General features: G+C 41.0%; 21 protein-coding genes, 4 tRNA genes and 1 pseudogene. 16 read left to right on the top strand and 10 right to left on the bottom strand.

What is annotated here, in order from left to right; genetic code table 11:
• The first annotated feature begins 184 nt into the window (after window positions 1-184).
• A pseudogene (locus GX654_19915) lies at window positions 185-559 on the top strand (disease resistance protein).
• Window positions 560-872: 313 nt separating this feature from the next.
• Window positions 873-1,148 carry a hypothetical protein gene (locus GX654_19920; GenBank protein NLD39133.1) on the top strand — a complete coding sequence of 92 codons (276 nt, stop codon included), beginning with the start codon at window positions 873-875 and terminating at the stop codon, window positions 1,146-1,148.
• 201 nt (window positions 1,149-1,349) lie between these two features.
• Here GX654_19920 and GX654_19925 read toward each other — a convergent pair whose 3' ends face one another.
• Window positions 1,350-3,881: a hypothetical protein gene (locus GX654_19925; GenBank protein NLD39134.1), complete on the bottom strand. Its 2,532-nt coding sequence runs from the start codon at window positions 3,879-3,881 to the stop codon at window positions 1,350-1,352.
• A gap of 861 nt (window positions 3,882-4,742) precedes the next feature.
• Here GX654_19925 and GX654_19930 point away from each other — a divergent pair.
• A complete protein-coding gene (locus tag GX654_19930; GenBank protein NLD39135.1) occupies window positions 4,743-4,928 on the top strand; it encodes a hypothetical protein in 186 nt (61 codons plus the stop codon).
• 51 nt (window positions 4,929-4,979) lie between these two features.
• Here GX654_19930 and GX654_19935 read toward each other — a convergent pair whose 3' ends face one another.
• The gene (locus GX654_19935) at window positions 4,980-6,335 is read right to left on the bottom strand and encodes a hypothetical protein (protein ID NLD39136.1); all 1,356 of its coding nucleotides are present in this window, start codon (window positions 6,333-6,335) and stop codon (window positions 4,980-4,982) included.
• 609 nt (window positions 6,336-6,944) lie between these two features.
• Between GX654_19935 and GX654_19940 the strand changes: the two genes are divergently transcribed.
• The gene (locus tag GX654_19940) at window positions 6,945-8,987 is read left to right on the top strand and encodes a PAS domain S-box protein (GenBank protein NLD39137.1); all 2,043 of its coding nucleotides are present in this window, start codon (window positions 6,945-6,947) and stop codon (window positions 8,985-8,987) included.
• A gap of 292 nt (window positions 8,988-9,279) precedes the next feature.
• On the opposite strand, the gene GX654_19945 is transcribed toward GX654_19940, so the two are convergent.
• The 4 genes from GX654_19945 to GX654_19960 form a co-directional block, all read right to left on the bottom strand.
• On the bottom strand, window positions 9,280-10,581 hold the full coding sequence (locus GX654_19945) for a hypothetical protein (protein ID NLD39138.1): 1,302 nt from the start codon (window positions 10,579-10,581) through the stop codon (window positions 9,280-9,282).
• A gap of 18 nt (window positions 10,582-10,599) precedes the next feature.
• Complete coding sequence (locus tag GX654_19950) at window positions 10,600-10,971, bottom strand: hypothetical protein (GenBank protein NLD39139.1); 372 nt, start codon at window positions 10,969-10,971, stop codon at window positions 10,600-10,602.
• Window positions 10,972-11,134: 163 nt separating this feature from the next.
• Window positions 11,135-12,418, bottom strand: a complete 1,284-nt coding sequence (locus GX654_19955) for a hypothetical protein (GenBank protein NLD39140.1) — start codon at window positions 12,416-12,418, stop codon at window positions 11,135-11,137.
• A gap of 18 nt (window positions 12,419-12,436) precedes the next feature.
• Window positions 12,437-12,808 carry a hypothetical protein gene (locus tag GX654_19960; protein ID NLD39141.1) on the bottom strand — a complete coding sequence of 124 codons (372 nt, stop codon included), beginning with the start codon at window positions 12,806-12,808 and terminating at the stop codon, window positions 12,437-12,439.
• Between the two features lie 250 nt (window positions 12,809-13,058).
• On the opposite strand from GX654_19960, the gene GX654_19965 reads away from it, so the two are divergent.
• From GX654_19965 to GX654_19985, 5 genes are all read left to right on the top strand, one after another.
• Window positions 13,059-13,502: a FecR domain-containing protein gene (locus GX654_19965; protein ID NLD39142.1), complete on the top strand. Its 444-nt coding sequence runs from the start codon at window positions 13,059-13,061 to the stop codon at window positions 13,500-13,502.
• 131 nt (window positions 13,503-13,633) lie between these two features.
• On the top strand, window positions 13,634-14,239 hold the full coding sequence (locus GX654_19970; GenBank protein NLD39143.1) for an OmpA family protein: 606 nt from the start codon (window positions 13,634-13,636) through the stop codon (window positions 14,237-14,239).
• 45 nt (window positions 14,240-14,284) lie between these two features.
• The gene (locus tag GX654_19975; GenBank protein ID NLD39144.1) at window positions 14,285-17,179 is read left to right on the top strand and encodes a CHASE2 domain-containing protein; all 2,895 of its coding nucleotides are present in this window, start codon (window positions 14,285-14,287) and stop codon (window positions 17,177-17,179) included.
• A 287-nt stretch (window positions 17,180-17,466) separates the two neighbouring features.
• The gene (locus GX654_19980) at window positions 17,467-19,182 is read left to right on the top strand and encodes an electron transfer flavoprotein-ubiquinone oxidoreductase (GenBank protein ID NLD39145.1); all 1,716 of its coding nucleotides are present in this window, start codon (window positions 17,467-17,469) and stop codon (window positions 19,180-19,182) included.
• 47 nt (window positions 19,183-19,229) lie between these two features.
• Window positions 19,230-20,387, top strand: a complete 1,158-nt coding sequence (locus GX654_19985; protein NLD39146.1) for a 4Fe-4S dicluster domain-containing protein — start codon at window positions 19,230-19,232, stop codon at window positions 20,385-20,387.
• 166 nt (window positions 20,388-20,553) lie between these two features.
• On the opposite strand, the gene GX654_19990 is transcribed toward GX654_19985, so the two are convergent.
• The gene (locus GX654_19990; protein NLD39147.1) at window positions 20,554-21,180 is read right to left on the bottom strand and encodes an MFS transporter; all 627 of its coding nucleotides are present in this window, start codon (window positions 21,178-21,180) and stop codon (window positions 20,554-20,556) included.
• 75 nt (window positions 21,181-21,255) lie between these two features.
• Entirely contained in the window at window positions 21,256-21,414 is a 159-nt protein-coding gene (locus tag GX654_19995; GenBank protein ID NLD39148.1) for a hypothetical protein, read from the bottom strand.
• Between the two features lie 175 nt (window positions 21,415-21,589).
• Here GX654_19995 and GX654_20000 point away from each other — a divergent pair, with 175 nt between their 5' ends.
• Window positions 21,590-22,762, top strand: a complete 1,173-nt coding sequence (locus GX654_20000; protein NLD39149.1) for a mandelate racemase/muconate lactonizing enzyme family protein — start codon at window positions 21,590-21,592, stop codon at window positions 22,760-22,762.
• 133 nt (window positions 22,763-22,895) lie between these two features.
• On the opposite strand, the gene GX654_20005 is transcribed toward GX654_20000, so the two are convergent.
• Window positions 22,896-23,894, bottom strand: a complete 999-nt coding sequence (locus GX654_20005) for a hypothetical protein (protein ID NLD39150.1) — start codon at window positions 23,892-23,894, stop codon at window positions 22,896-22,898.
• 132 nt (window positions 23,895-24,026) lie between these two features.
• Here GX654_20005 and ndk point away from each other — a divergent pair, with 132 nt between their 5' ends.
• On the top strand, window positions 24,027-24,446 hold the full coding sequence (gene ndk / locus GX654_20010; protein NLD39151.1) for a nucleoside-diphosphate kinase: 420 nt from the start codon (window positions 24,027-24,029) through the stop codon (window positions 24,444-24,446).
• 95 nt (window positions 24,447-24,541) lie between these two features.
• Here ndk and GX654_20015 read toward each other — a convergent pair whose 3' ends face one another.
• Complete coding sequence (locus GX654_20015) at window positions 24,542-24,823, bottom strand: hypothetical protein (GenBank protein ID NLD39152.1); 282 nt, start codon at window positions 24,821-24,823, stop codon at window positions 24,542-24,544.
• Between the two features lie 356 nt (window positions 24,824-25,179).
• Here GX654_20015 and GX654_20020 point away from each other — a divergent pair.
• The 5 genes from GX654_20020 to GX654_20040 all read left to right on the top strand — a co-directional run.
• Window positions 25,180-25,255, top strand: a tRNA-Thr gene (locus GX654_20020).
• 16 nt (window positions 25,256-25,271) lie between these two features.
• Window positions 25,272-25,356, top strand: a tRNA-Tyr gene (locus GX654_20025).
• A 39-nt stretch (window positions 25,357-25,395) separates the two neighbouring features.
• Window positions 25,396-25,472, top strand: a tRNA-Gly gene (locus GX654_20030).
• A 40-nt stretch (window positions 25,473-25,512) separates the two neighbouring features.
• Window positions 25,513-25,586: transfer RNA gene (locus GX654_20035), tRNA-Thr, on the top strand.
• A gap of 79 nt (window positions 25,587-25,665) precedes the next feature.
• Window positions 25,666-25,772, top strand: a 107-nt coding sequence (locus tag GX654_20040; protein ID NLD39153.1) for a hypothetical protein, incomplete at its 3' end; no start/stop codon positions are given.

Below are 25,772 nucleotides of genomic sequence, written 5' to 3' on the forward strand. Positions count from 1 at the left end.
AAATATTGCAGACACACCTTCGGAAAAAGTGTCATCATCCTCTTTGTTTGATTTGATAAAAATGGCAGTTGAAAATCTCACAAAAAAATAGGCCCTTAACCTCTGGGTCAACAGTACCAGCCTTTCCGCCTTGTTCCAAAGCTGGTATGTTACCCTGTCCATTATCCGTTAAAGGTATCGATAGATGACACTACAAAACAAATTGTCTGAAATCCAACGCTTAATAGAAGCCTTTGAAATTGAGGCTGGAAAATTTCATGACATTCAATTCCATACATTTTACATTACTCAAGACGGCACAAGTGTCGACCGAAAGTTTGACCCGAATAACCATACGATCATGCTGTGGCAGTATTACGGCCCTATCAAAGATGACGAACATATTGATAAATTTATGGCCAACCTGCAAGACAGCGATCTGAAATGGGGAATTAGAGGATCTGCCCTTTCGCAGTATGGAGTCATTGAAGGTGATGCATGCAAATTGTTTGTGCGCATGGCTATTCGTGCGGGCAACCTTTTTAGTGGTGACGAAGCCTGGAACATTAAGTCGCGAATTGAGACTGTCAGTGTTAGACCTACACATTTGACAGAAGCGACTCCTGAGTGAAAAAGCTATGGGACAGGCTGTTAGCTAATTTAATTTGTTGGGAATGTAAAGCCTTAACCGGTAAATCAATGGGGATATCCTAATGCTTTTAAGTTATACAAGCACGAATCTTAAAATCTTACAGCGTTTTTACATGGATGTTTTGATCGGGCCGGATGGAGTCTGTGACTTTAATAAAACCTATTTATTGTTTTACCACATCTATCTGTCGTAATGGCGATTTTCAATATAATCCAATGAAACTTAGAAATAGGAGAAAATCATGGCAAATAAGAACAACAATTTAATCAGAACTCAAAAATTGGATGCACTGCCTGACGTGCCTGACTACCGCGACCGCTGGTATCAGCCCACTCTGGTGCCACTCAAACAAATTCTTGAACCCCCTTCCGAATCGTATATTCTTGACCAGGGTGCGGAGGGCGCAGGAAGCGTTGGGTGTTGTAGCCTACACTTTTTACAGATATATGCTTATGTATTTAAGTATGCTGTTGAACGTAATGGTTTGTGGACTCTCCTTAAAGCCCGATGGAGATAAAGAGGGGAGAGCATGTTAGGGTAGACCTGTTTACTTCCATTCCTGCTGCCAGTAACTTTCTTGTGGTCAATGACCCTGTACCTGGAGACTTGGAGCCAATAAACAGTGCCCTTGCAATATCATCCATAGTGAAAAGATTTTATCAAGCCTACAATATTGACAGAATCAACTCCAGTTTTCACACAAAAAAACAGTTCCCAATTATTTTTGCTGAAATAGACCTGTCAAGCCACCAAGAAGCATTGTCGTAAGCACCCATCCTGATATTATCTGCGTATACATCCAAAAGAGTAAAAAATATGCATAAGCCCTTATTATTGAGTTTATCGGAGCCACATAAGGAGCATTGCCCCCATATGAATATTTGTATTTATATAAAGGTAAAGTAGTATCCGGCCTCCAGCTTTCTTCTTTATGAAGATCAACTATGGGCAAGAAAACATCAATAGAATAAATTACCGGACAAAATTTAGGATAATGGGGGTATTTCTGACTAAAACCATTTTCTAATAGCTTTAATTTTATATTCGTTGGATGTATAATATCTAATGTTTTTCCAAACCAGAAAAATACAGTCCCAAGAAATATAATTAAAAGTGCCAATTTCCAAACTTTAAAAGGATTATAGCCATAATCGATTAATTTTCCTAAAACCCATAATTTAATTTTTCTTTGTAACGCTATTTTTGATTTCTGTAATTCATGGTTCATTTCAATGCGAATAGAACGTGCTTCATGGGTATGCCCCATATTATCAAGTACCGAGGCTAATGTCCGATATGGTTGTGGTGAAAATTGGTTATTTTTATTATGAAGTCTCAGCCATTCAATTCGATTTGCAGCTTCGTAAGGTGAACCATAAGCGATATTGATGTAATCAAAACCGTTTATGTCAAGACTGTTAATATTTTTCCAGACTTGTTCTTTATCTTCAAGAGTATGTGCATAGGCATTTTTTAGATCCAGGGTGCATTTTGAATTTTCCGAAATTGAATTAAAAACTAATGCCTTTTCGATACGAGCCTTTTCCAGTCGAATGAATCCATCAACATGTATAAATGAATTTTTATCAGATTTAACACTGCTTTTTTCGAGAGTAAAATCGCCCTGCACAACAGCCCTTTCCGCGTTTATAGCATTACCGTTTGTGTTTTCAAATAGCCCACCACAGCAATAGACAGGTGCAGCTATCTTTGCATTAGTGATATCGACTTCCCCTTTTGCATGAAAACCATCATCCATAAATAATGGGCCTTTAATAGTAATCCCCATAGCTGTAATCGCTTTTTTGCTGCCTGTTGTGTTTTCAAAATAGCCTCCAGAGCATTGAATTTTACCATCGACGCTTGCACCGTTTAAATTAATTTCTCCCTCGGCCCTGAAGATCGTTTTAGCCCCACATTTCGGCTTTGGAATACTGTCAAAGAACAAATCTCCATCAATATCAATCTGTTCAAGATTAAGTGCAACACCATCTTTATTTTTAAAAGAACCTCCCGAACAGTTAAAATCACCCTTAATAAAAGCATTAAAAAAATTAACCTCACCAAAAGCTTTAAAACCCCCATTCAGGAAAACTGGGGCGCCAACATTGATCCCTTTGGCAATTAATGCACAATTAGGAGGAGCACTTTCCATATTATTAACGCAATCTGGTTGATGGAACTCTCCGCCTTCACATTTTAATTGCCCTCCGATTCGTGCTCCGCATAGTTTTACCTCCCCGAAGGCTCTGAAGCAATTGTCGAGCATAATATCACCTTCAACAATTATTCGCTTTCCATTTATAGCCCATCCTTTGGGATTTGAGAATTTTCCTCCATCACAGTAAAATGAACCTTTGATATGCGCTTCCTTCAGTTTTATGCAAGTATTTACATTAAAACCCTCATTCATAAAAATGCTGCCTCCAATCTGGGCATATCGCAGATCTATCTCATTAACCATGTTTTCTTTCAGTGAAAGTCCACTTAATTTTAAATCTCCACCAATATTAATATGCTTGAAATCAAGGTTACCTGTTATTGATGGATTTTTATCAAGAAGAAGGTCTCCTTTAACAATTGCATTATGAGCTTTGATAGCATAACAATTATTACCTTTTACAAATAAACCTCCCCTTAAACTCAAAGATCCACCTATTTGGATATTATAAAAGTTTATCTCCCCTGTAGCCTTAAAGCATCTTATTTTGTCATTATCTTTCTTATCCTTATCCATCAGCACATTTCCGTCAATTATTGCATTCTGAGCTATCAGGGCGTAATTTTGTTGGCCATCATTAAATTCTGCTCCTCTGCAATTCAACTGTCCGGATATCCGGGTACTGATCAGTTGGAGACCTTCTTTAAAAGTCGCACGGGCAAATGAGAGATAACCCAACCTTGCTGAATTCAGATTTACATTAGACTTAAAAGTGCAATCATCAAAATCCAGACTGTAATCAATGGTTAAACCTTCAAGGTTAAGGTCATTCACAATAATTTTATCTCTTAATTTTAAACCATTTTTTGGGATGCATTTTGATGCTTTCGGGTCCGTTAGAAGCCATTTTAATAACTCAGAACGGATAGTCTTTTCTTCTTCGGACTCATATTCTTTCGTATCAAATTTTGTCTTTTCATCGATATTTATCCCTTTAACCTTCAATTCTTTTAGTAATTTGTTTTCTGCTTTGTATGGTTTTTCAAGAATTTCATCGATAATCCCATGTGAATTTTTATTTTTTTCCATATTCATATCCTCCCATATTTCATTTTCGAATATACAGAACTTTAATCCATGGCTTATAATGATAAACACAACAACAGTAATTCCTGATAAAGAGTTCAGCTCGAAGAGAATAGGAATTGATTAGTCTTATTAAACTTAATTTTAACTGGTCAGGAAAATTGCATCAGGATTTAAAAAAATAATTAATGAAAAATTGCTAAAGTACAATCTGTCTTAATTTACTAGGGTGAACGCGGAACGATATAAACCTTATTACCTGTTTCCGAATGTAACAGACTTAAAAAATTTGGATTATCGTTCCTTTATTATTAGATTCAGATTGTATTTTTTTTCATGATAAAGATTCTATACTATTTAAATTATCAGTGCAATGGTATAAAAGCAAATTCGAAATTAGAAGATGTTGTGAAGTGAAATTGAACGAAAATGTAACAACGCCTCCCCATTACACAAAGATTTTCGATACACAGATGTTGAAGAATAGCGCTCATAAATTTGTTGTTACACAGTGAAACCCTTAGACAAGCCTGTCAGTGTCAGAAGCCTGTCAGTGTCAGGGCTACACTGTTGACAGTAGCGACTCCTGGATAAAAAAGGCAGGGACAGGCCGTTGATTTATGTAATTTGTTAGATGATAAAATGTATCATTCGGTAAAAGTGCCAGTACATAAACGGCATAAATAAGATTCTACATGTAGAGATATTTTCACCCGGCCAGTCTCCAGGAGGGTTAATAATATTGACCAATAATAAACAACCAAAAGGAGGAAATCATGAGGCAGGTATTAGTTTTAAGGAACCCCTGTAAAATTGCCATATTGTGCATTGCGTCTGTAATTTTTCTGCTCAATTTGATAGGGTGTGCCGGTATCCCAATCACATACTATCGACCTAACAGTTAAAGGCTATAAAAAACTGGTAAAGAAGATGGAGGTGTTGACACAGCTTGAAGTGATCAAGCTAAGCGTAAGCGCCAAAGCCAGCGCACAGAGACTTGCTGAAGGCATACAGAATTTGGTTGTTGATAGCCTTTTTGCGCTGATATAGTTTAACCCGGGGCTGGGCTGTTTGCCCCGGGCCGGATAAATGCTGTCAGGTTTAAAGTGGTCCGCCGTAACTAATTCTTTCCATGAGGATGGCTACCCAGTCGCCATCTTCCATGTTCTGATAAAGTTCACCCGGACTAATTTCCATGAAGTAATAAAAAATACTGGTCTGATCAAGAAAGTAATCTGAGCCGATATATGCCTCTACTACAGTACTCTCAATCTCTGCATTTACAGGGATTGACCATCGCGTATCCCATCCAGTTACTGAAGAGAGATCCGGCATAATAAAAGTTGTCCCTGTCTGCCTGGCTGCGGATATTATACTCCTTGAAGAATAACTAATCCCGTTCATGTTCCCGCTGAAGCCTACGTGATAACCAATTGCAGTTACACCTTGAATATCAGGGATCGTCATGCCTGGGAGCAGTTTCCCTGTGCCTGTGCTCTCCGTAAAGGAAAGGCCAAAGTCATCAATCGTAAGGGAAAGTTCCAGGTCTCCTTCATCATGAAAGGGTGCAAAATAGTAAAGCATATGGTTAACGCCAGTCTGTATACCCAAGTCAAGCAGGTACGTGTCAGCGTCTGTCAGCGGTGTACCCAGGGCGGTATATTCAATATCAGTATCAAGGTCGTCTTTATCACCAAGGTCGACGAAGGTAAGATTAGAGGTCAATAACTTAACTTTGCCACGTTTAATCTCACTGTCGAGCGGGTCTCCTGTTTCCTGATCCAGCACTGTAATTGTATAAGGACCTGAAAGCGTGATACTCCCGGCAAGATCTGCTGTGGTTATATCCTGTACAAGTGTCTCATCTGCGACAAGTTCCAGGTTCCGCATGTCAAGAAGGGTGGAGGGGTATCTGTTTCCCGATTCGGTCTGGGTAAGAACCAGATCAAAATACCCGGGTGTCAGCGATTCAGCAGTGCCAGAAAAACGGGATATATCTCGATAAAACGTATTAACAGAGAAATCAGGAAGAGATGGCCCTTCCACATTTACAGTCAATGCTGCTGTGCCGGCATTATTAATACCTAACATGGAGCTGACGTCAATCTCCGGGACTTCTGCTAAAGTAGTCTGCATGGTGGTAACATACACCTCCTGCTCCTCCCCATAAACACGGACAAGCGCCATGCTGTAACGGCCCTGGCTGTCTGTTACAACTGGTGTAAAGATACCTGTTTCTGTGAAGTCTGCCTCATCCAATGTTGTCCATTCTCCATCGCCATCCTGGAAAAGGTACATTATTGTATCGGTAAGCGGTTCATCAGGTGGAGTTATAGATTTGGAATCACTGCATCCTGCTGAAAACATAAAAAAGAGTGAAAAAAATATTATTGCGAATAATGATGACCTTTGAAAATTCTCCCTGTTAAAATTCTGAATTTTGGATCTAAAATGCATAAAAAACCTCTCAAATAATTAAGATTAACGTCAGTGTCCTCCAGTAAAAAGTTGCCTTTAAAAAATCGTAAATTAAATTTAATGATTTATGAGTATTATTTCGGCAACTAGCGCCGTAAGCTTAAGCAAAAAAGGCATAGGTTATTTTAAAATGGAATATAGAGCATGATGATGTGAGCAAGAGAAGCAGAGAGGCACAGGCTTTTGTACTAAAATGAAAAAATATTTAAGTTTAAACATTTTTTACCGATATAAACGATAAATATCAAAATTAAGTGTGTTCATTGTATTGGGCCTGGTCATAACCTAATAGCCTCGGGAGGGAAATAAGGTTTTGGATTTAACTCATGCGTTGGATCTCTGTTTTATTTTTTCCTCTTGTGTTTCAAATATCCTTTTGGCAGGGTAGGACAGCCCGATTTCTCTCTATGTCCCTAACTGAAGGTTTTCGTTTAAATTTAATTTTTTCGTATAATAATAATGTTATTTTTAAAATGGCTAATGGGCTCCTTTACGGCTTCTCAGCCTTGTTCGTTATATGGTTGTCAAGTTCACATACATTATCCTGTGTAATCCTTAATAGCTCTATTTTAAAAACGAGGCAGCAAAATGTCTGACAAGATTCCGAATAAAGAACTGCAAGAAAATATCCTTGACCTGAAAAGAATAATTGTAGAATTACGTCAGGCCGAATCGAGGTTAATCAATGAAAATAATGAACTGAAGGATATCAAAAAGTATTTTGATGTTTTAATGCAAAATACTGAAGATTATATCCTGGTCTGTGACAGGGATGGAGTGCCTCGTGCCTTTAATCGGGTTTATAAAGAGACGGTTGAAAGGCTGTTAGGTATTGAGATGAAACCCGGTGTTGAGCCATTTAAAATATCTGAAGAGGCCAGGGCAAGAGAATACTGGGAAACACTTCAGAAAAAAGCCCTTCAAGGTGAGAAATTTGTTTCGGAATTCTATGATGATATTGGGGAAGGATTTTATGAAACAATATTTTGTCCTGTAAATGAAGGGGAAAAAATAACAGGCTTTACAGAGATCACGAGAAATATCACAGATCGTAAGAAAATAGAAAAGGCTCTGGAAAGAGCCAACCTGTTCACGGCCAGTCTTCTTGAAAATACCCCTGTAGCTATCCTTGTTATCAATCTTGATAGCTCAATAAGATATGTGAACCCAAGGTTTGAAAAATATACAGGTTATACTTCAGATGAAATACTTGGGGTGAAATTCCCCTATCCCTGGATAGTCGATGACGCAACAGATGATGATATTGCAAAAAGGGTGTTAGAGGGTGTTCACCTGGGTGAAAGGCAATATAAAAAGAAAAATGGGGAATATTCATGGGTTGATATAGAGGTTACTCCTATAAAGCATAATGGAGAATTGTGCTATTTCCTGGGGACATGGATTGATATTGATGACAGAAAGCGATCAGAGATAGAAAGGAAAAAACTTGAAGAGAAACTGCATCGCTTACAGACCATGGAGTCGCTGGGCCTTCTGGCTGGTGGAGTAGCCCATGATTTAAATAATGTGCTGGCAGGTATTGTAAGTTATCCTGATCTCCTTTTATCCAACCCTTCGTTAGACGAAAAGCTTAAAAAACCTTTAACAACAATCAAAGAGGCTGGGGAGAGGGCCGCAGCAATAGTTCATGATCTTTTAACGATTGGCAGGGGTGTGGCTACTGAAAAAAAAATTCTCAATATCAATAATCTAATTGCTGAATATTTAAGCTCCCCGGAGTGTGATAAGTTACAGCAGTTTCATCCGGATGTCGCAATAAAAACTTACCTTGACAGCTCGCTGCTAAACATAAAGGGGTCTTATATACATTTAAGAAAAGCCATTATGAACCTGGTATCCAATGCGGCTGAGGCCATTCTAAATGGTGGAGATGTGATAATATCAACAAAAAACTGTTATCTTGATACTCCATTAAAAGGGTATGATGAAATACAGGCAGGCGAGTATATTATCATCGGTATAGCTGATACCGGCACAGGGATCTCATCCAATGACCTGAAAAGGATTTTTGAACCTTTCTTTACGAAAAAGGTAATGGGGAGGAGCGGTACCGGATTGGGCCTGGCTGTTGTATGGAATGTTATACGTGAACATAACGGTTATATTAATGTAAAGAGCGATAATAAAGGTACTGTTTTTGAACTCTATTTGCCGATTACAAGGGATGGAATATTTAATGAAGATTCAATGCCGCCGGTTGAGGGCATAGCCGGGAATGGCGAAAAGATTCTTATTATTGATGATGTTGAAAGCCAGAGAGATGTCTGCAGGCAGATATTGGAAAAGCTCAGTTATATTGTTTATACAGTTACAAGTGGTGAGGAGGCGGTCCGGTACCTGGAGCATAACACTGCTGATTTGATATTGCTTGATATGATTATGGCGCCCGGGATAAATGGCCGGGAAACTTATGAGAAAATAATAGACATCTATCCCGGCCAGAAGGCAGTTCTTATGAGCGGATATGCTGAAACAGAAGAGGTGAAGGCAACCCAGAAACTGGGAGCCGGAGAAATGATAAAAAAACCAATAACATTGCATAGGCTTGGAACTGCAATTAAGAAGGAATTAATGAAAGATGGTTCCCAGCCATTGACTTCTGACATATAAAGGACATTAGAGGGAAAAATATTAAATTAAAGTGCGGGATCGCAGTGGTTTGCGTCTTAAATAACATCAGTTTATATGGGATGATAACAGGACACAGGGCGTTAAAATATTTGTTCCCACGCAGAGCGTGGGAACAAGATTAAACAAGAAGGAATAGAGGAGACGCTGAGCGTCAGGGGATTCGCTCCCACGCAGAGCGCAGGAGCGAGATGATTTTACTTTTCACTTTAACCCTGGACCCCTCTTGTCCCGCTATAGCCTAAGGGCGGCGGAGGATGAACCCTTTCTTATCCTATCTCCAGTAGTCTATTAGTGTACTTCCTCCCTGGGTAACCATATTCTTTTCCCTGACTATATTTCGGTTCAGCATGAAATCCGTCACAAACCAAGTTGTCTGGCCACCACCCCCGGTAACAATTACATTTATTGAGGGTTCCATAAAGGGTTTCACTTTCTGACCTGTAGCATATATGGTCTTTTCAACATTTCCAGCAAACCATTTGATCAGATCATCCTTGGAATTATATTTGTAGGTATCCTTGAGAAGTACAGCAACAGAAGGATCCATAATGACTGTGGCTGAGTTAAATGTAAGGGCCTTCATTAAATCACCCATCCACATATAAACAGGGTACTCTCTCTTAGCCTCTGTTACGCAGGATATATATGACCAGCCGGTTGCAACGGTGATAACGCTGTCATTTTTATTAAACCCGGCCTGCACATGAAAAGGCTTCCACCCTTCAGGTAAAGCCTCTTCATTTTCAGCGATGCAGACATTGTTGTACTGCATGGTGCTTCCGAGTGTACTCCATGTGGTCTTTTTGCTGTGCAGGCCACCAATGGTCTTTGACATAATGGTATAACTGCGGCCAATAACAGAGTTAGCCAGGTTATGGGGGCCCATAACATTATGGCCGTAATTCATGCCTATCTCGTCGCGTATAGGGCCGTTGACCAGTATCATGTTGGCCATTGAAGAGGTTGAGTTGCCAAAAGGCACATGGTTGGCAAGGGCAAGTATCACTGGTAAATGTTCCGGTCTGGCGCCTGCCATAACAGCGCAGGTGGCAACCCTTTCAACTGTAATCTCACGGTTTCCACCCGGCCAGTCCAGCACCTTGATCACCTCCGTTGGATCATGAGTAGTGCCTTCCAGCATCTTTGCCACCCTTTCTTCGGTCGGAAGGACAATTGGCATATAGTCTGTCCAGTCTTTATCAATAAAATACTGCTGCAGATTTTCTTCTGTGTCAGGCCCTATGAGGCGAGGCTCAACAGGTTCCTGAGCTGCTTCAGCGGCAGATACCGGTCCTTTGTATTTTTCTTTTTCTGTTAGAGGTGAGGTAAGGGCTTCTATAAATGCCTGCATCATAGGTTTGCCACTCACTACATCTTTGCTCTCAAAGACATATTTATGATGGACAGCCTGTGGCTGACCTGCCACAGGGAAAGGAAAGCCGATGTACCTTATTGGTGATCCGTTGGTGTACTTGAAGTTGTAATTTATTGCATAATCAATAATGTTAGCTGCCGAACTTCCAACAGTGGGTATTTTGTACTTCTGTTCCAGCTCTTTACAGTTTCGGCTCACGGCCGAAGTGCAACTGTCTCAACCAGCGATGCCGAACATGGCGGCATCACCCTTTTCAGATATCTCCTTAAGGAGTTCGGGCTGATCCTGAAAATAGGAGCCCTTTACCTTTCTGGTCTCTATTTTAACACTCGGCATGTTTTTGGCAAACCATGCCTTCATCTCCTCATAAATACCGGGGGCCGCCTGATCACCTCCCCAGCCGATATCCACCAGGAATATTGTCTTTCCTTCAAGTGTATCAAGCCTGGGTGTAAGGGGTACACGATCCACCATTGTACTGGGCGGCGTTGGATTCAATACCTTGATTTTATTTTCAGCAGAGTATGCTGTGGAACATACTGCGCTGAAAAGGGTGATTAGTATTAATGACAAAATCTTTCTGGCCAATTTAATCCTCCATTTCACGGGTTGGTAAAAATTATATTTGTTCCATATTTAGAACCAAAAGTATATGTATGTTGGCTTTTTGTGTCAATAAAGAAAGGGGTTGGGGGCAGTTTGCTTTTCACTTGAACCCTGGAACCCTCGAACCCTTGACCCCTTTCTTTCCCTATCTCCAGTCATCAATGAGTGTGCTGCCGCCCTGAGTGACTATATTCCTTGCCAGCATGAAATCCGTTACAAACCATGTTGTCTGGCCACCGCCTCCGGTGACTATCACATTTATTGAGGACTCCATGAACGGTTTAACCTTTTCTATTGAGGGATAGTTGGCCTTTTCAACATTCCCAGCAAACCACTTGATCAGATCCTCTTTTGTATTAAATTTATAGGTATCCTTCAGAAGTGTTGCAACTGAAGGGTCCATAATTACAGTGGCCATTGGCATGGTAAGGGCCTTCATCAGATCACCCATCCACATATTTACCGGGTACTCCCTCTTTGCCTCTGTTACACAGGATATATATGACCATCCGGTCGCCACAGTCAGGACGCTGTCATTGGGTTTGAACCCTGCCTGTACATGGAAGGGCTTCCAGCCGGAAGGTAATGCCTCCTCGTTTTCAGCTATGCATACATTATTGTACTGCATGGTGCTTCCGAGTGTGCTCCATGTGGTCTTTTTACTGTGCAGACCACCGAGGGTCTTTGACATAATGGTGTAGCTGCGTCCAATAACCGAATTTGCCAGGTTATGTGGTCCCATAACGTTATGGCCGTAGTTCATGTTTATCTCATTACGAATGGGCCCATTAATAAGTATCATGTTAGCCATGGATGATGTTGAATTTCCAAAGGGTACATGCCTGGAGAGTGCCAGGATAACCGGCAGGTGCTCCGGCTTTGCGCCCGCCATAACAGCGCAGGTAGCAACCCTTTCCACTGTTATCTCACGGTTTCCACCGGGCCAGTCCAGCACCTTGATGACCTCCTGGGGATCATGTGTAGTGCCTTCAAGCATCTTTGTCACACGCGTTTCAGTCGGAAGAATAATGGGCAGATAATCTGTCCAGTCTTTATCTATGAAATACTGCTGCAGATTTTCTTCTGTGTCAGGCCCTATGAGGCGCGGTTCCACCGGTTCTTTTGCGACTTCCTCTTGAGGCGCAGGCCCCCTGTATTTCTCTTTCTCTGTAAGAGGGGCCGTCAGGGCTTCGACGAATGCCTGCATCATGGGCTTGCCGGTCACTACATCATTGCCCTCAAAGACATACTTATGGTGGATCGCCTGAGGCTGACCTGCCACAGGAAAGGGGAAGCCGATAAATCGAATGGGCGACCCGTTGTTATACTTGAAATTGTAATTCAGCCCATAATCAAGGATATTCGCTGCTGAACTTGCTACAGTGGGGATATGGTACTGCTGTTCCAGCTCTTTACAGTTTCGGCTCACGGCCGATATACAACCGTCTCACCCTGCTATCCCGAACAGGGCAGCATCACCCTTTTCACCTATTTCCTTCAGGAGTTCAGGCTGTTCATCAAGGAAAAAGCCTTTGGTCTTTCTCATTTCTATCTTCACACCCGGTATATTTTTTACTAACCAGTCCTTCATTTCTGCATAAATGCTGGGTGCAGCATTCTCGCCTCCCCATCCGATATCCACCATGAATATTGTTTTTCCTTCAAGTGTATCAAGCCTTGGTGTGAGCGGTATGCGGTCAACCATTCTGCTTGGCGGAGTAGGGTTCAATACCTTGATCTTTTCTTCAGCAGAATATGCTGTAGAACACACAGCAACAAGCAGAAGAATGAATAATGCCGAACATATTTTTGTAGCCAAATTGTACCTCCATTTCAAAAAAACGATAAATATAAATAATTGTTCCCTCTTTAGAACCAGAAGTATATTGATGAGGTTATTCTGTGTCAAGATGTATAATCAGCTCTTTTACTAACCCCCTTCCCTTGTTATCCGCGCTTTCGCTGTTAAGTGTATATCCTTTACATAAGAGATTATGATGTTTGTAATTGTCTATTTGATATGTTACTATCTGGCACTTTCTGTGAAATCGCATACAGGAGACCTAAACATGAAAAAACTATTTATTTTTTTGCTTTTGGTGCAGGTTTTTTTTGCGCTCCCTTCCCAGGGTAGTGAATTATCAATAGGGAAGATCAAGACGCTCACGGGAACTGTTTCAGTCTTACGTGGTAGCAAAGAGATCATCCTCAATATTGGTGACAGTATATATCAGAATGATGTTCTTCATACTTCTGCAGACAGTGCCGCAGGGATTATCTTTGAGGATGACACGATTTTAACACTTGGCCCGAAGACTGAACTGGCGGTTGATGAATATCTGTTTGCCCCTGAAAAAGGCGGCCTGTCAATGTTTATTCGCATGCTCAGGGGGACCGCATCATATATTTCAGGGATCATTGGCCGCCAATCACCGGAATCTGTGAAATTCCAGACGCCTGATGCTATTATTGCTATCCGTGGCACCCATTTTCTGGTCAGGGTCAAGGAATAACATGAATGCCTGTCGAAAACAGAAATGTTTTATGCAGTTACTTGAACAGGAAAAATCATAAACCATCTTAAGAGTTTTTTACTGTAAAAGGCCCGATCAATAAAACAATCTCAAAGGAAGGTGTGGATGTTATGAAAAACTATATATACATCATATTATCTTTACTGCTTGTTTTCATTTTTTACGGCTGCGGAAAGAAAAACAGCGTTGTGGTTCTGATGCCTAATCCTGATGGCACAGTAGGAAAACTGGAGGTGTCCAATGAAGGGGGCAGTCAGTTCCTTGATAAGACCAACCAGGCGGTTGAGATAAAGGATAATAAAACAAGGCCAGGTGAAGCTGTTATCATGAGTGAGCAGGAAATCAAATCTACCTTTGAAAACGTTTTGGCAATACAACCTGCTATGCCTGAGAGGTTCATACTCTATTTTGAACAAAATTCCGATAAGCTGACTAGTGAATCCAGCACCCTGGTAGCTGAAATTTATTCGAGCATAAAGAAAAAAGGTTCACCTGATATTGTTGTTTCAGGGCATACGGATACGGTGGGAGAAATGGAGCATAACTACCAATTATCCATTAATCGAGCCCGCGCAGTATATAATATCCTGGTTAATGGTGGTGTTGATCCCTCAACTGTAAAAGTAACATCCCACGGTGAAGGAAATCCTTTCATCAAGACCGGAGACAATGTTTCTGAGCCCAGAAATCGGCGTGTTGAAGTGGTTATTAAATAATTTATTTTACTTACGCCTGTTTTTTATGAAGACCTATGCAAAAAAATGACTGTTAACCTCTTTAAATATACATCCCTGAATAAAAGGGTGACAGGTTACATTGTATTGATATGCGGTGTTTTATTTGCTCTGCTGTCTGCTATACTCTTTGTCTCCAATCCGGATATCTTTAAGGTTATTGATCGTGCAAACTATAGTTTTCTTCTTGAAAATTTACCTGAAAGCAGCTCTGTTAACAGACCTGTAATAATTGATATAGATGAAAAAAGCCTTGCGAAATATGGACAGTGGCCCTGGCCGCGTTATCTGATTTCAAGGCTGCTTGAAAATATTCTCGCCCTGAAACCATCAGTAATCAGCCTTGATATGATCTTTTCTGAGCCTGACAGGACATCTGTCAGCTCAGTAATAAAAGGGCTCAAGGGATTTTATGGCCATGAGATTGACCTTAATAACATCCCCGATAGAATAGTAGATAATGATCTTGCCCTGGCAGATGTACTCAATAAAGGGCCATTTATACTTAGCCATCAATTCCGGTTTGGTCAGAATAAAGAGGAGCCAAAATTTTTAACCAACCCTGTCAGGGTATCTTTCCTTCATAATAATAGTGACAGCAAAGAGGCCAGCAGGATACCTGAAAGTTACAGTGTGGTCAGTAACCTGAAACTGTTATATGGGGAAACCGAGTCATCAGGATTCAGTAACTCTGTCTCAGATGATGACGGTATACTTAGACGTATCCCGCTTCTTATCAGATACCATGGTGATATATATCCAAGCCTGGCGCTCGCCTCAGTTTTAAAATATAAAAATGTTAACAATATTGTATTGAAAATTGAAAATGGTGTCTTGCAGTCAATTAACTATAAAAGCGCAGCAATTCCGGTAGACCCAAATGGTAATCTCATGATCAGGTTTCATGACCCGGTAATGAGTTATGATTATTTTTCCGCATCTGATATCCTGGATGGCACTGTTAATCTGGATAGACTGGAAGGACGAATTGCATTTGTAGGTGCATCTGCTTATGGTCTGGAAAGCTTCCAGATCACAGCTTCAGGTAAGGTTTATACGGGGGTAGAGGTGCATGCTACTGTTGTTGATAACTTACTCTCAGGAAATTTAATTTCTTCTCCGGGATGGTCCAATGGGGTTATCCTGCTGTTAATTCTCATCCTGGGGATATCCCTGAGTTTTACTTTAGCATACAGAAGCAACACATTCAGCATTTTTATTGTTTTAGCATCTATATTTGCAATATTACTCTTCTCTCAACAACTGCTTTCCAGGTCAGGGATATATATTAAGACAGCATTCCCGGTGATAACAGCAATTTTTATTTACCTGTTCCTGACAATCTTTAAATATTTTATAGAAAAAATGAGGGCTGAAAATGCACTGAAAGAGAGCGAAAAACGCTTTAGAAACCTTTTTAAAAAGGCCCCTGTGCCCATGTGTTATATTTCCCGTGATAACAGGGTCATCGATATCAATAATAGCTTCACAGATATCACCGGATATACCTCTGAAGATATTCAAAACCTGCCTGATGCAATGGGCATTCTCTTTGAAAAGAGGGAGGAGGTAAATAATGGAATATCAAAATGGTTATCAGGGTTGAAGCAGGCCAATGCTGATTGCAGTCCCGAATCAAGAGAATGCCAGGTCAGATGCAGAGATAACAGGATTCTCACAATGCTTGTAGATGCTGAATCAGTAGGTGATAACTTTGTAGTGAGTCTATTTGATATTACAGGCCGCAAACAGGCAGAGGCACAGCGTGAAAAATTACAGGCTCAAAATTATCAGTCTCAGAAACTGGAGGCCATTGGGAGTCTTGCCGGAGGGATAGCCCATGATTTCAATAACATGTTAGGTATTATCATCGGGTATGCTGAGTTATCCATAATGCAAGCAGAACCCGGTGTAATTGTAGATGAAAATCTTCATAAGATAATTGATGCGGCAAAACATTCAGCCAGGTTAACGCGACAGTTGCTTGATTTCGCTCGCAGGCAGATGATCAACCCTGTTGCAATGGATCTGAATAAATCGATAGAAGACTCACTGGATATGATGCGCCGTCTTATCGGTGAAAATATTGTTCTGGAATGGCATCCATGCAAGGATTCATGCATCGTAATGATTGATCCTCCTCAATTGGATCAGATACTCCTCAACCTGTGTGTCAATGCAAAGGACTCTATCAGGGATGTAGGAAGGATTACAATTGAGCTCTCCATAATTAATTTAGAAAAAAATCTCAATGAGTCCGGGTTTGATATCAAAACTGGTGAGTATGTCTCTCTTTCCATCTCAGACAATGGCTGTGGAATGGATGAAGAGGTATTGAAGCATATTTTTGAACCATTTTTCACAACAAAGGAGTTAGGCCATGGAACAGGTATGGGGCTCGCTACAGTGTATGGCATTGTAAGACAAAACAAGGGGACTGTTTTGGTGAATAGTCTGCCTGGTAAAGGCACCTCCTTTAAAATACTGCTTCCTCGCCATTTTGACAGCGTTACAACCCCGGAAAAAATTGAAAAGAAGGTTACCAAAGGTAATAATGAGACTATACTTGTTGTTGAAGATGAGCCTTCCATCCTGGAACTTATAAAAACAATGCTCGGGGAGTATAAGTATACAGTACTTGATGCAGCGAGCCCAGAGCAGGCCATCAATATCGCGCTGAAAGATAACCGCATAGTTCTTTTAATCACCGATATGGTTATGCCTGGCATGAGCGGGAGGGATCTCGCAGATAAGATTTTAGAAATAAGGCCGGATATAAAGATTTTGTTTATGTCGGGATATGCAAACAATATCTCCTCTATCGGAAATAGCAGGGATAAAAAAATTAATTTTATTCAAAAACCATTCACTATAAAGGATATGGCATTAAAGATCCGTGAGGCACTGGATCACAATCAATAATTTTTACAGGCATTATCTATACTTCTAGCTGGAGGAGACTCTTATTTATGACAAAGAATCCGAAAGACTGGTATAACATTATCGTTCCAATTAAGCAGGAGATGCCTTGTTTGATTATTGATATTGGTCCGCCCGATTTATACATTAAAATTACTTGTAACAAGCTGTACTATTATAGTAAGACTAACATGGCGAGGAAGTTTTTTATAACTCATTGAATTGTAATATTTAAAATCCGGTTTATTTACCCATTATGTGTTTTAAATCTAATATAGGGAGGAAGGCCATTGGAGAATAACCATGAAATAATGGATGTGGATGTGCTTTTTGTGGGTGGAGGTATTGCATCTTTGAGCAGTGCCCTGCATCTTACTAACCTTATCAGGAATTATAATGAAACAAAGAAGGATGATGGGGCAAAAAATCTGGATGAGGTCATGATAGCTGTATTGGAAAAGGGACCTTTCCCTGGGGCACACGGGATATCCGGCGCTGCAATAGACCCCACACCGCTAAAGGAGCTTGTCCCCGATTACCTTGAAAAGGGCGCACCTATAGAGGGTAATGTCGAAAAGGAGACAGTCTATTTTTTGACTGAGAAAGAGAATTATAAACTTCCGATGAACATGGCCCCAAAAGGCCTCAACCCGCTTAATAACCATGGAAACTGTATTGTTTCTATTTCAAGACTGAATGCATGGCTTACAGCTCTTGCAGAGGAAAATGGCGTTAATATATTCCCCGAGTTTCCGGGTGTTGAAGTCCTTTATGAAGGAAGTCGTATCATAGGCGTAAGGACAGGGGATAAGGGCATTGCCCATGATGGCAGTAAAAAATCCAATTTTGAGCCGGGGATAGACCTTCATGCAAAGGTCACCGTATTTGGTGAGGGATCAAGGGGCAGCCTTGTAAAAACAGTTTTTAGTCGCTTAGGCCATGGTGCAGACAGGAACCCTGCAGGGTTTGAGATTGGAGTAAAAGAGGTATGGGAGCTCCCTGAAAAAAGGGTTGAACCCGGTGAGATCATTCACACAATGGGCTATCCTTTAAAATCTGATACATTTGGCGGTGGTTTTATCTATGGCATGAAAGAGAACAGGATAAGCATTGGTCAGCTTGTAAGCCTTGATTACAAAGATCCCTTCCTTGACCCACACAGGGAGTTTCAGCGGATGAAGATGCACCCGTTTATAAGTGCACTTCTTAAAGATGGTAAAATGGTTCAGTACGGGGCAAAGAGTGTACCTGTGAGCGGTTACTATTCTGTGCCCAGGCTTGTATTTGATGGCGGTATGATCATAGGGGATTCGGCAAACCTGTTTAATGCCATGATGATTAAGGGTGTTAACCTTGCCATGAGATCAGGCATGATAGCCGCAGAGACAATTTTTGAAGGACTTGTTAATGATGATTTCTCTCTTGATCGTCTTGAAAAATACAGCCAGAAGCTGGTAAAGACAAAGGAGTATAATGATTTATATAAAACCCGCAATTTCCATCAGGCAATGGAAAAGGGGCTCTATTTAGGCATGATGACAGCAGGGCTTCAGCATATTATGGGAGGAAGCATCTTCGGGATTCGCCTTGAATCAACACCCGATCATACACACCTTAAAACGGTTAAAGAGCTGTATGGCAGAGAAAATATTACTGATCAGGAAAAGGGTGATATAAAATATGATGGGAAAATAACATTTGACAAGGAGACGGATGTTTACTATTCAGGCGCAACCCATGAAGAGGATCAGCCGCCGCATCTTCATATAAAGGATTATAACATATGTTATACCCAATGTGCGGCTGAATACCAGAATCCCTGTGTAAGGTTCTGCCCTGCGCAGGTATATGAAATGGAGACTGAAGAAGGGACTGGCAAAAAACATCTGAAACTGAATTTTTCCAACTGTGTCCACTGCAAGACCTGTGATATCAAGGACCCGTATGAAAATATCACCTGGGTGGCGCCCGAAGGCGGCGGGGGTCCGAAATACAGTATGATGTAAAGCGGAGCAGGGGGGCATGTTTTTATTTATCTGGAGGAAGTTATTTAATGAGTATTAAGGTTGATCCTGGTTTTATAAAGGATCTCAGAGAATTTGGTCTTAATGATGCAAATAAATGTATGCACTGCGGAAATTGTACGGCTGTCTGCCCGCTTTCAGAAAACGACACCACCTTTCCGCGAAGATTAATCAAATATGCACAGATGGGGATGAAAGAGAAGATATTACAGAGCCCTGAGCCATGGCTTTGTTATTACTGCGGTGACTGTTCTGATACCTGTCCAAGGGGGGCAGACCCCGGTGAATTAATGATGGTGATGAGGAGATATCTTACATCACGATATGACTGGACAGGGTTTGCAAAGAGATTCTATGCATCGAAAATATTTGAACTGACCGCTGTTATTGTGGTTGCAGTAATCGTCGGCCTGCTCCTTGTTATGTTCAGGGCAGATAACCCCAACATGAAGCATGCCTATCTGAACTCTGTTTGGCCTGCTGGTGCAATCGAGATAGCAGACCTTATAATGGCCTCTGTCCTGAGTATCCTGCTTTTGAGCAATACCTTCCGCTGCGCAAAATTTGTTATGGGAGACCTCCTGTTCAAGGTGCCTCTGCGCCTATATTTACGAAATGCACGTGAGCTTGTTGTCCATTTTTTTACCCAAAAGCAGTTTAATAAATGTACAGACAGAAGACAGTGGTTTGTGCATCTTATGATAATGACAGGTTATGCAACAGCATTTATGCTTGTCGCTGTTTTTCTTGCAGGCGGGATACATGTTATAGGTTTATCTTCAGAGCATCTGATGTTTCAGAGGGATATCGAATACCCGATCTATCACCCCTGGAGGCTTCTGGGTTATTATGCCACATTTGCTATTATGTACGGCACCACCTATGCGATTATAGGGAGGCTGAAAAAAAAGAAGGCCCCATATAAAAACAGCCACGGGACAGACTGGATGTTTTTGATCCTGCTTCAGTTAACCACGTTAACAGGCATATTTATTCATTTTACAAGGCTCCTTGACTGGCCAATGACCACATATGTAATGTATGTGATTCACCTGATGGTTGCTGTTCCCATGCTTGTACTGGAGGTGCCCTTTGCAAAGTGGGCGCATCTGGCATTCAGGCCGGTAACAAGTTTTCTTGTGAAGGTAAGGGCAGATTACAGGATTGAAAAGGATGGTTACGCCTAATGGTTTTAAGGTTTAATGGGGTCATATTAAAATCGGCTTTACATCAGAATATTGCCGTCTCAAAGCTCTTTGACATAAAGGCAGCGTAATCCCCTTGCTGTTTTCGTTTCATAGGCCTTTTCATTGTATTTTTTGGTATATGATATCCCCATGTATAGGGATTTTTTTAACCATTAAAAAGTACCTCCTTTAAAGACGGATGTTTCGGCGGTCTGACAAACAATAAACAGATCAGCCCTATTGTCATAAGGATAGCTGCGATCTTCCAGAAGAGGAAATAATTCCCTGCTACATCTCTTATCTGTCCGCAGATAGGTGCCCCGGTGCTCCCTATCAGGGTGCCAATAGGCGTAGTGATGCTCGATATCCTTGGAAAGTTGGTCACACCAAAATAGTTTGGTATAAGGTTCATCATGGCAAGGGCATTAATCCCTGCCCCTATGCCTGCAAATACCGCATATGTATAAACAATGACCCTGGAAGCGTCAGCGAAAACCATTAGAATGTAGCTTATTATACTCGCAGAACAGCCGATTATAATCAGTTTGCGTATATCATATTTTAACCCGGCGAAACCAATAAACATCTGCCCCAATACCATCACAAATGATATAAGACCCATAAAGAGGCCGGCCTCTGTTCTGGGAATGCCCAGGTCATTAAGAAAAGAGTATCCATGACCCATTATACCGCCTACAGCAAACCAGTTAAGCACATTAAAGGTCAGAAGAAGCCACATAGTACGGGTCTTAAATGCCTCTCCTATGGTAAAATCCACGGTTGTCCTGAACACCTTTGATTTGTTCTTCTCTTCAAATTGACCGGAGATATTGCTGTTATTTTTTGCAGGGCTTATGCCATCAGGAACCTACCCCAGATCCTTGGGATAATTCCTTATAAAGATACCTGGTACAACCAGAGCAAAGACAAAATATATGGGCATTATTGACAGATAGGTAGAACGCCACCCTATCTGGCCTATTGTCCATGTCACTATAGGGACCATGATCATGCCTGCAATCCCCATGGCCATCATGCTTGTGCTGATGACAAGTTATGAATTTCCTGCTTTCTATCAGATAAATACACTGCTTACAAGAGGTCTGATTTCACAAGTCGCATAAATTATTTGATTTATAAATATTTTCGGTATAATTTTATATTACTGACTGAATAAACATTACATCAAAATGAGAGCAATTATGAAAATTACAAAAATCGAGTGTACTCCATTGTCGATCAAGTTTGTTAAACCTATCATAATGTCCGGTGGTCCGGTTAACTGGGCCCATACTGTGTTATTAAAGCTCTATACAGATGAGGGAATTACAGGTATTGCAGAATGCGGGGACACCTCCATGTGGTACATGGGGGAAAGCCAGGAATCGATCCTGCATAATGTCGGTTATATCTACGGGCCACAGGTACTCCTGGGCGAAGACCCATTTAAAATCGAAACCATAATTGCCAGGATGGATAAATTAGTTTACCGCAACTACCACTCAAAGGCCCTTGTTGATTATGCTTTGCATGATCTGGTAGCAAAGGCGATGGGGGTGCCGCTATACCAGTATCTTGGTGGCCGTGCAAATGAAAGGATAGAACTTGCTTATGTGATGTCTTCGGGGACCCCTCAGGAGGTGGCTGATAATGCACGCAAGCTTGTCAGCGTGGGCTATAAGGGGCTTAAACTGAAGGTGGGTCATAATATTATCGAGGAAGATGTTGAGATGGTGGCCGAGGTACGCACGGCAGTAGGCAGCAGTGTGAATGTCATGACTGATACAAATGGCGGCTGGGACTATATGCGTGCTCTAAGGTTCCTTAAACAGGTTGAAAAATATGATGTCTTTCTGGCAGAGCAGCCTATTCCCCGCTGGGACATAGATGGCCTCGCGCGTTTGCGCCGTAAGACATCTGTGCCAATCTTTGCTGATGAGGCAGCCACAGAGCTGAATGACCTGGTGAAGCTGGCGCAGCGGGATGCCATAGACGGATTCTTCCTCAAGGTGCCAAAGGCGGGTGGTATCCACAAATCTAAAAAATTCGTGGCTGTTGCAGAGGCAATGGGGCTTAATGTAATGACCGGGTGCATGATCAATTCAGGTCTGGGTGCTGCCGTGGAAGCCCATTTCCTGTGCTCTACAGAATGGCTTGGAAGGATTGAGCAGGAATCCATCGGGCCGCTCAATATGCATGATCTTCTGGAGACAGATGGCGGCCCGATTCCAAATGACCTCGGATTAAGTTCACCTCGTTATGAAAAGGGCTATCTCTATCCACCAGAAGGAATTGGCCTTGGGGTTGAATTGAATGAGGCCATTATTCCGAAGTTGAAGACTGAGGGTAAGACCCCGATAGTCATAAAGCTTTAGTTGAAAAAGATGAACTTCCAACGTTCAACATCCAATATTCAATGTAAGGCAAAACAAATTTTCCTTTCTTTGTTTTATTGAAAGTTGGAAGTTCGATGTTGGACGTTCATGTTTTATGAAGATTAATAATGCATTATTCTTCCTTCCTCGCTACAATTACATCCCTTTCCTTAATAACACGATCCACCCTGTGCACCATATTCTCATATACCCCGCCCTCAAGTACCATGATTGAGGTTGTATCCTTAATAAGGTTTATCATCTCTTTACGGGTAAAACGGGATGAGTCCCATGACATTACAATGCTGCCTCCGGGTACAAGGAGTGATTTCCACACCGGAAGTGCTTTGGTCAGGAGATCTGTTATGCGACCCCAATGCTGTATTCCGTAGGGGAGGTCAGTTACAATAAAATGGGGTTTTTTTATTCCGGTAATAAGGCTGGGTGACTCTATTGTATCGCCATTAATAATCAGGCATTTTTTCTTGTCTGCCCCAATAGTAAACCAGTATTTCCTGCCTGATTTTTTAAGCCTTTCCTCCTTAAAAATACAAGGTATTTTCTGTTCTTTTGTGTACTGTTTCAGGAATGTCCCGGTAGATTGTACATCATTTAAGTTCTTTTCAACCCCGATAGCCTCTGCCCCAAGATAAAGGGCCGTAAAAAGGGTTGTACCACCTCCAGCAAGGGGATCAAATATTCTTAAATCATGCCATCTGAGATCTGAAAACCTGCTGCTGAATCTGGCAATATTGCACAGGAAATGTGTGAACATCTCGTTTGTTTTTCCCTTATATCTTCGTGTTATAACAAGATCATAGGGAAGAGTGTGGTTACAGGTAATCTCTAAGGGTTTTAAAAAAGGCCCGGTCATTGATCCTATGGATTCAAAATATAGAGCAAAACTATTAGTCATTGACATGTTTCCCAGCTCATAGAAAAATTTATCATCCATTTTCAGGTCATCAATTTTAAATTTCAAATATTCCTGACGTCCAAGCGTAACTGTTTCAATAGACGATAGATTTTTCCCTGCCGGACTTAAACAAAGCTCTACCGGTGCAAGGGTGCCTGCAATGCTGCTGTACTGGGTGCTTCTCTGAGGAGAAATTTGGGCTATGATTTTGGGCATATGAAAATTAATAATCGATTTTATAAAAAAAAACTTGACTGATTCTCTCCAGTGGTTTTTATAAGTGGCTTTTATATCAACTGGAAGTTCATATGGTCAATTAAAATACGTACAGGAGGATTGTTAAATAATATGAAGGAACGTACCTTATCAATAATAAAACCGGATGGAGTGGCAAAGAACCTAATTGGTGAAGTAATCAGAAGGATAGAGTCAAAAGGGCTGAAGGTAATAGCAGCAAAGATGATTTCCATGAGCAAAAAACAGGCACAGGGTTTTTATGCTGTGCATACAGGCAAACCCTTTTTTGACAGTGTAACAGGTTTTATGTCTTCGGGTCCATGCATGGTTATGGTACTTGAGGGCGAAAACGCCATATCAACCTATCGTGAATTGATGGGCGCAACAAACAAAGACAATGCAAAAGAGGGCACAATCAGAAGGGATTATGCAACCGATATAGAAAAGAATGTGGTTCACGGCTCTGATTCACCCGAAACAGCGGCATTTGAGATCGGTTACTTTTTTAACGGATTGGAAATACAGGCCTAATTAAACCTTCAGGAGACTTGTATTAAGCAAGTCTCCTGTTTGTAAGCTTCCTGTAATAACAGGCAGAAAAATCTAATAAAGGTGTGAATATTTTCTTATTCTACCTCATCTGATTTGGCTTTTTCACCCTTCAGTTCCCTGAGCTCTTCCTTAAGGCTTTCAACCTCATTTTTTAAGGTTGCAGCTTCTTCATTTGTGCCGTCAGAGGCGGTTTTATCTTTTACCTCCTCTAATCCCAGGTACGCTGCTAATGCACCGCCCAGAATAAGCAATATAGGCAGAGTGCCCATGACGACCTCTAAAAATGACCCACGCCAGAAAATTAGTAATACAAGCCCCAAAACAAGTGCTATTAAGCCGCCAATAAGAGATGCCATAAGTTTCCTCCTTGAATAAGATATATATTATAAATTTTTATAACATAATAAAAAAAATGCAGCAATATTTTATTATGGATAAAAAACTTAAATGAATTCAGCTTTCTATATTTATGAGCATGAAAAAATTTTTAAAGAAATTCATAATTTATTTGCATTTTAAGTGGATAGAATATAGTCAGGGATATCATCTTAACAGGATGTGTTGAATGATAAAAATTGGAAATCAAAGAAAATAAATGAAAATAGAAGGAAATACTCAATTTGAATAGATATTATGTCTTTATTGCTTATTATCGGTATTGATATATTTCATATATAAATTTATCTTCCGAGATTCATTTTTTCTAATATGGGCCAGCGTAGCTCAGCTGGCAGAGCAATTGATTTGTAATCAATGGGTCGGGGGTTCGATTCCCTTCGCTGGCTCCATAATAGAAATAAAAATGGAGAGGTTCCCGAGTGGTTAAAGGGAGCAGACTGTAAATCTGCCGGCTACGCCTTCGGAGGTTCAAATCCTCCCCTCTCCACCATAAAATATAAAAGGTTTGCTTATGGCATCCCTTATTTAGGCGGGAATAGCTCAGTTGGCTAGAGCGTCAGCCTTCCAAGCTGAGGGTCGCGGGTTCGAATCCCGTTTCCCGCTCCATTTTTTATTTTAAGGGTGTTTAATATAGTATGTACTATTTGCCCACGTAGCTCAGTAGGTAGAGCACATCCTTGGTAAGGATGAGGTTCACCGGTTCGATCCCGGTCGTGGGCTTCGTAATTGTAATAAGTATTTTACGTTACTTTAAAAAATTATTAGAGTTTTCTCTTAAAGCTTATAAAGGGGGATAGCGATGTCTAAACAGAAATTTGAAAGGACTAAGCCACACGTAAACGTTGGGACGATAGGTCATATAGACCATGGAAAGACGACACTTACGGCTGCAATAACGAAACTTCT

Origin of the sequence: Desulfatiglans sp. (genome assembly GCA_012513605.1) — a bacterium.
Classification (GTDB): Bacteria; Desulfobacterota; DSM-4660; order Desulfatiglandales; family HGW-15; genus JAAZBV01.

What these genes read in the sequence shown, in the direction of transcription:
- GX654_19970 (NLD39143.1), top strand. Translation starts at nt 13,634, where the DNA reads ATGAAAAACTATATATACATCATATTATCTTTACTGCTTGTTTTCATT.
- GX654_19935 (NLD39136.1), bottom strand. Translation starts at nt 6,335, where the DNA reads ATGCATTTTAGATCCAAAATTCAGAATTTTAACAGGGAGAATTTTCAA.
- GX654_19985 (NLD39146.1), top strand. Translation starts at nt 19,230, where the DNA reads ATGAGTATTAAGGTTGATCCTGGTTTTATAAAGGATCTCAGAGAATTT.
- GX654_20005 (NLD39150.1), bottom strand. Translation starts at nt 23,894, where the DNA reads ATGCCCAAAATCATAGCCCAAATTTCTCCTCAGAGAAGCACCCAGTAC.
- ndk (NLD39151.1), top strand. Translation starts at nt 24,027, where the DNA reads ATGAAGGAACGTACCTTATCAATAATAAAACCGGATGGAGTGGCAAAG.
- GX654_19940 (NLD39137.1), top strand. Translation starts at nt 6,945, where the DNA reads ATGTCTGACAAGATTCCGAATAAAGAACTGCAAGAAAATATCCTTGAC.
- GX654_20000 (NLD39149.1), top strand. Translation starts at nt 21,590, where the DNA reads ATGAAAATTACAAAAATCGAGTGTACTCCATTGTCGATCAAGTTTGTT.
- GX654_20015 (NLD39152.1), bottom strand. Translation starts at nt 24,823, where the DNA reads ATGGCATCTCTTATTGGCGGCTTAATAGCACTTGTTTTGGGGCTTGTA.
- GX654_19995 (NLD39148.1), bottom strand. Translation starts at nt 21,414, where the DNA reads ATGGGGATTGCAGGCATGATCATGGTCCCTATAGTGACATGGACAATA.
- GX654_19925 (NLD39134.1), bottom strand. Translation starts at nt 3,881, where the DNA reads ATGGAAAAAAATAAAAATTCACATGGGATTATCGATGAAATTCTTGAA.
- GX654_19975 (NLD39144.1), top strand. Translation starts at nt 14,285, where the DNA reads ATGACTGTTAACCTCTTTAAATATACATCCCTGAATAAAAGGGTGACA.
- GX654_19965 (NLD39142.1), top strand. Translation starts at nt 13,059, where the DNA reads ATGAAAAAACTATTTATTTTTTTGCTTTTGGTGCAGGTTTTTTTTGCG.
- GX654_19920 (NLD39133.1), top strand. Translation starts at nt 873, where the DNA reads ATGGCAAATAAGAACAACAATTTAATCAGAACTCAAAAATTGGATGCA.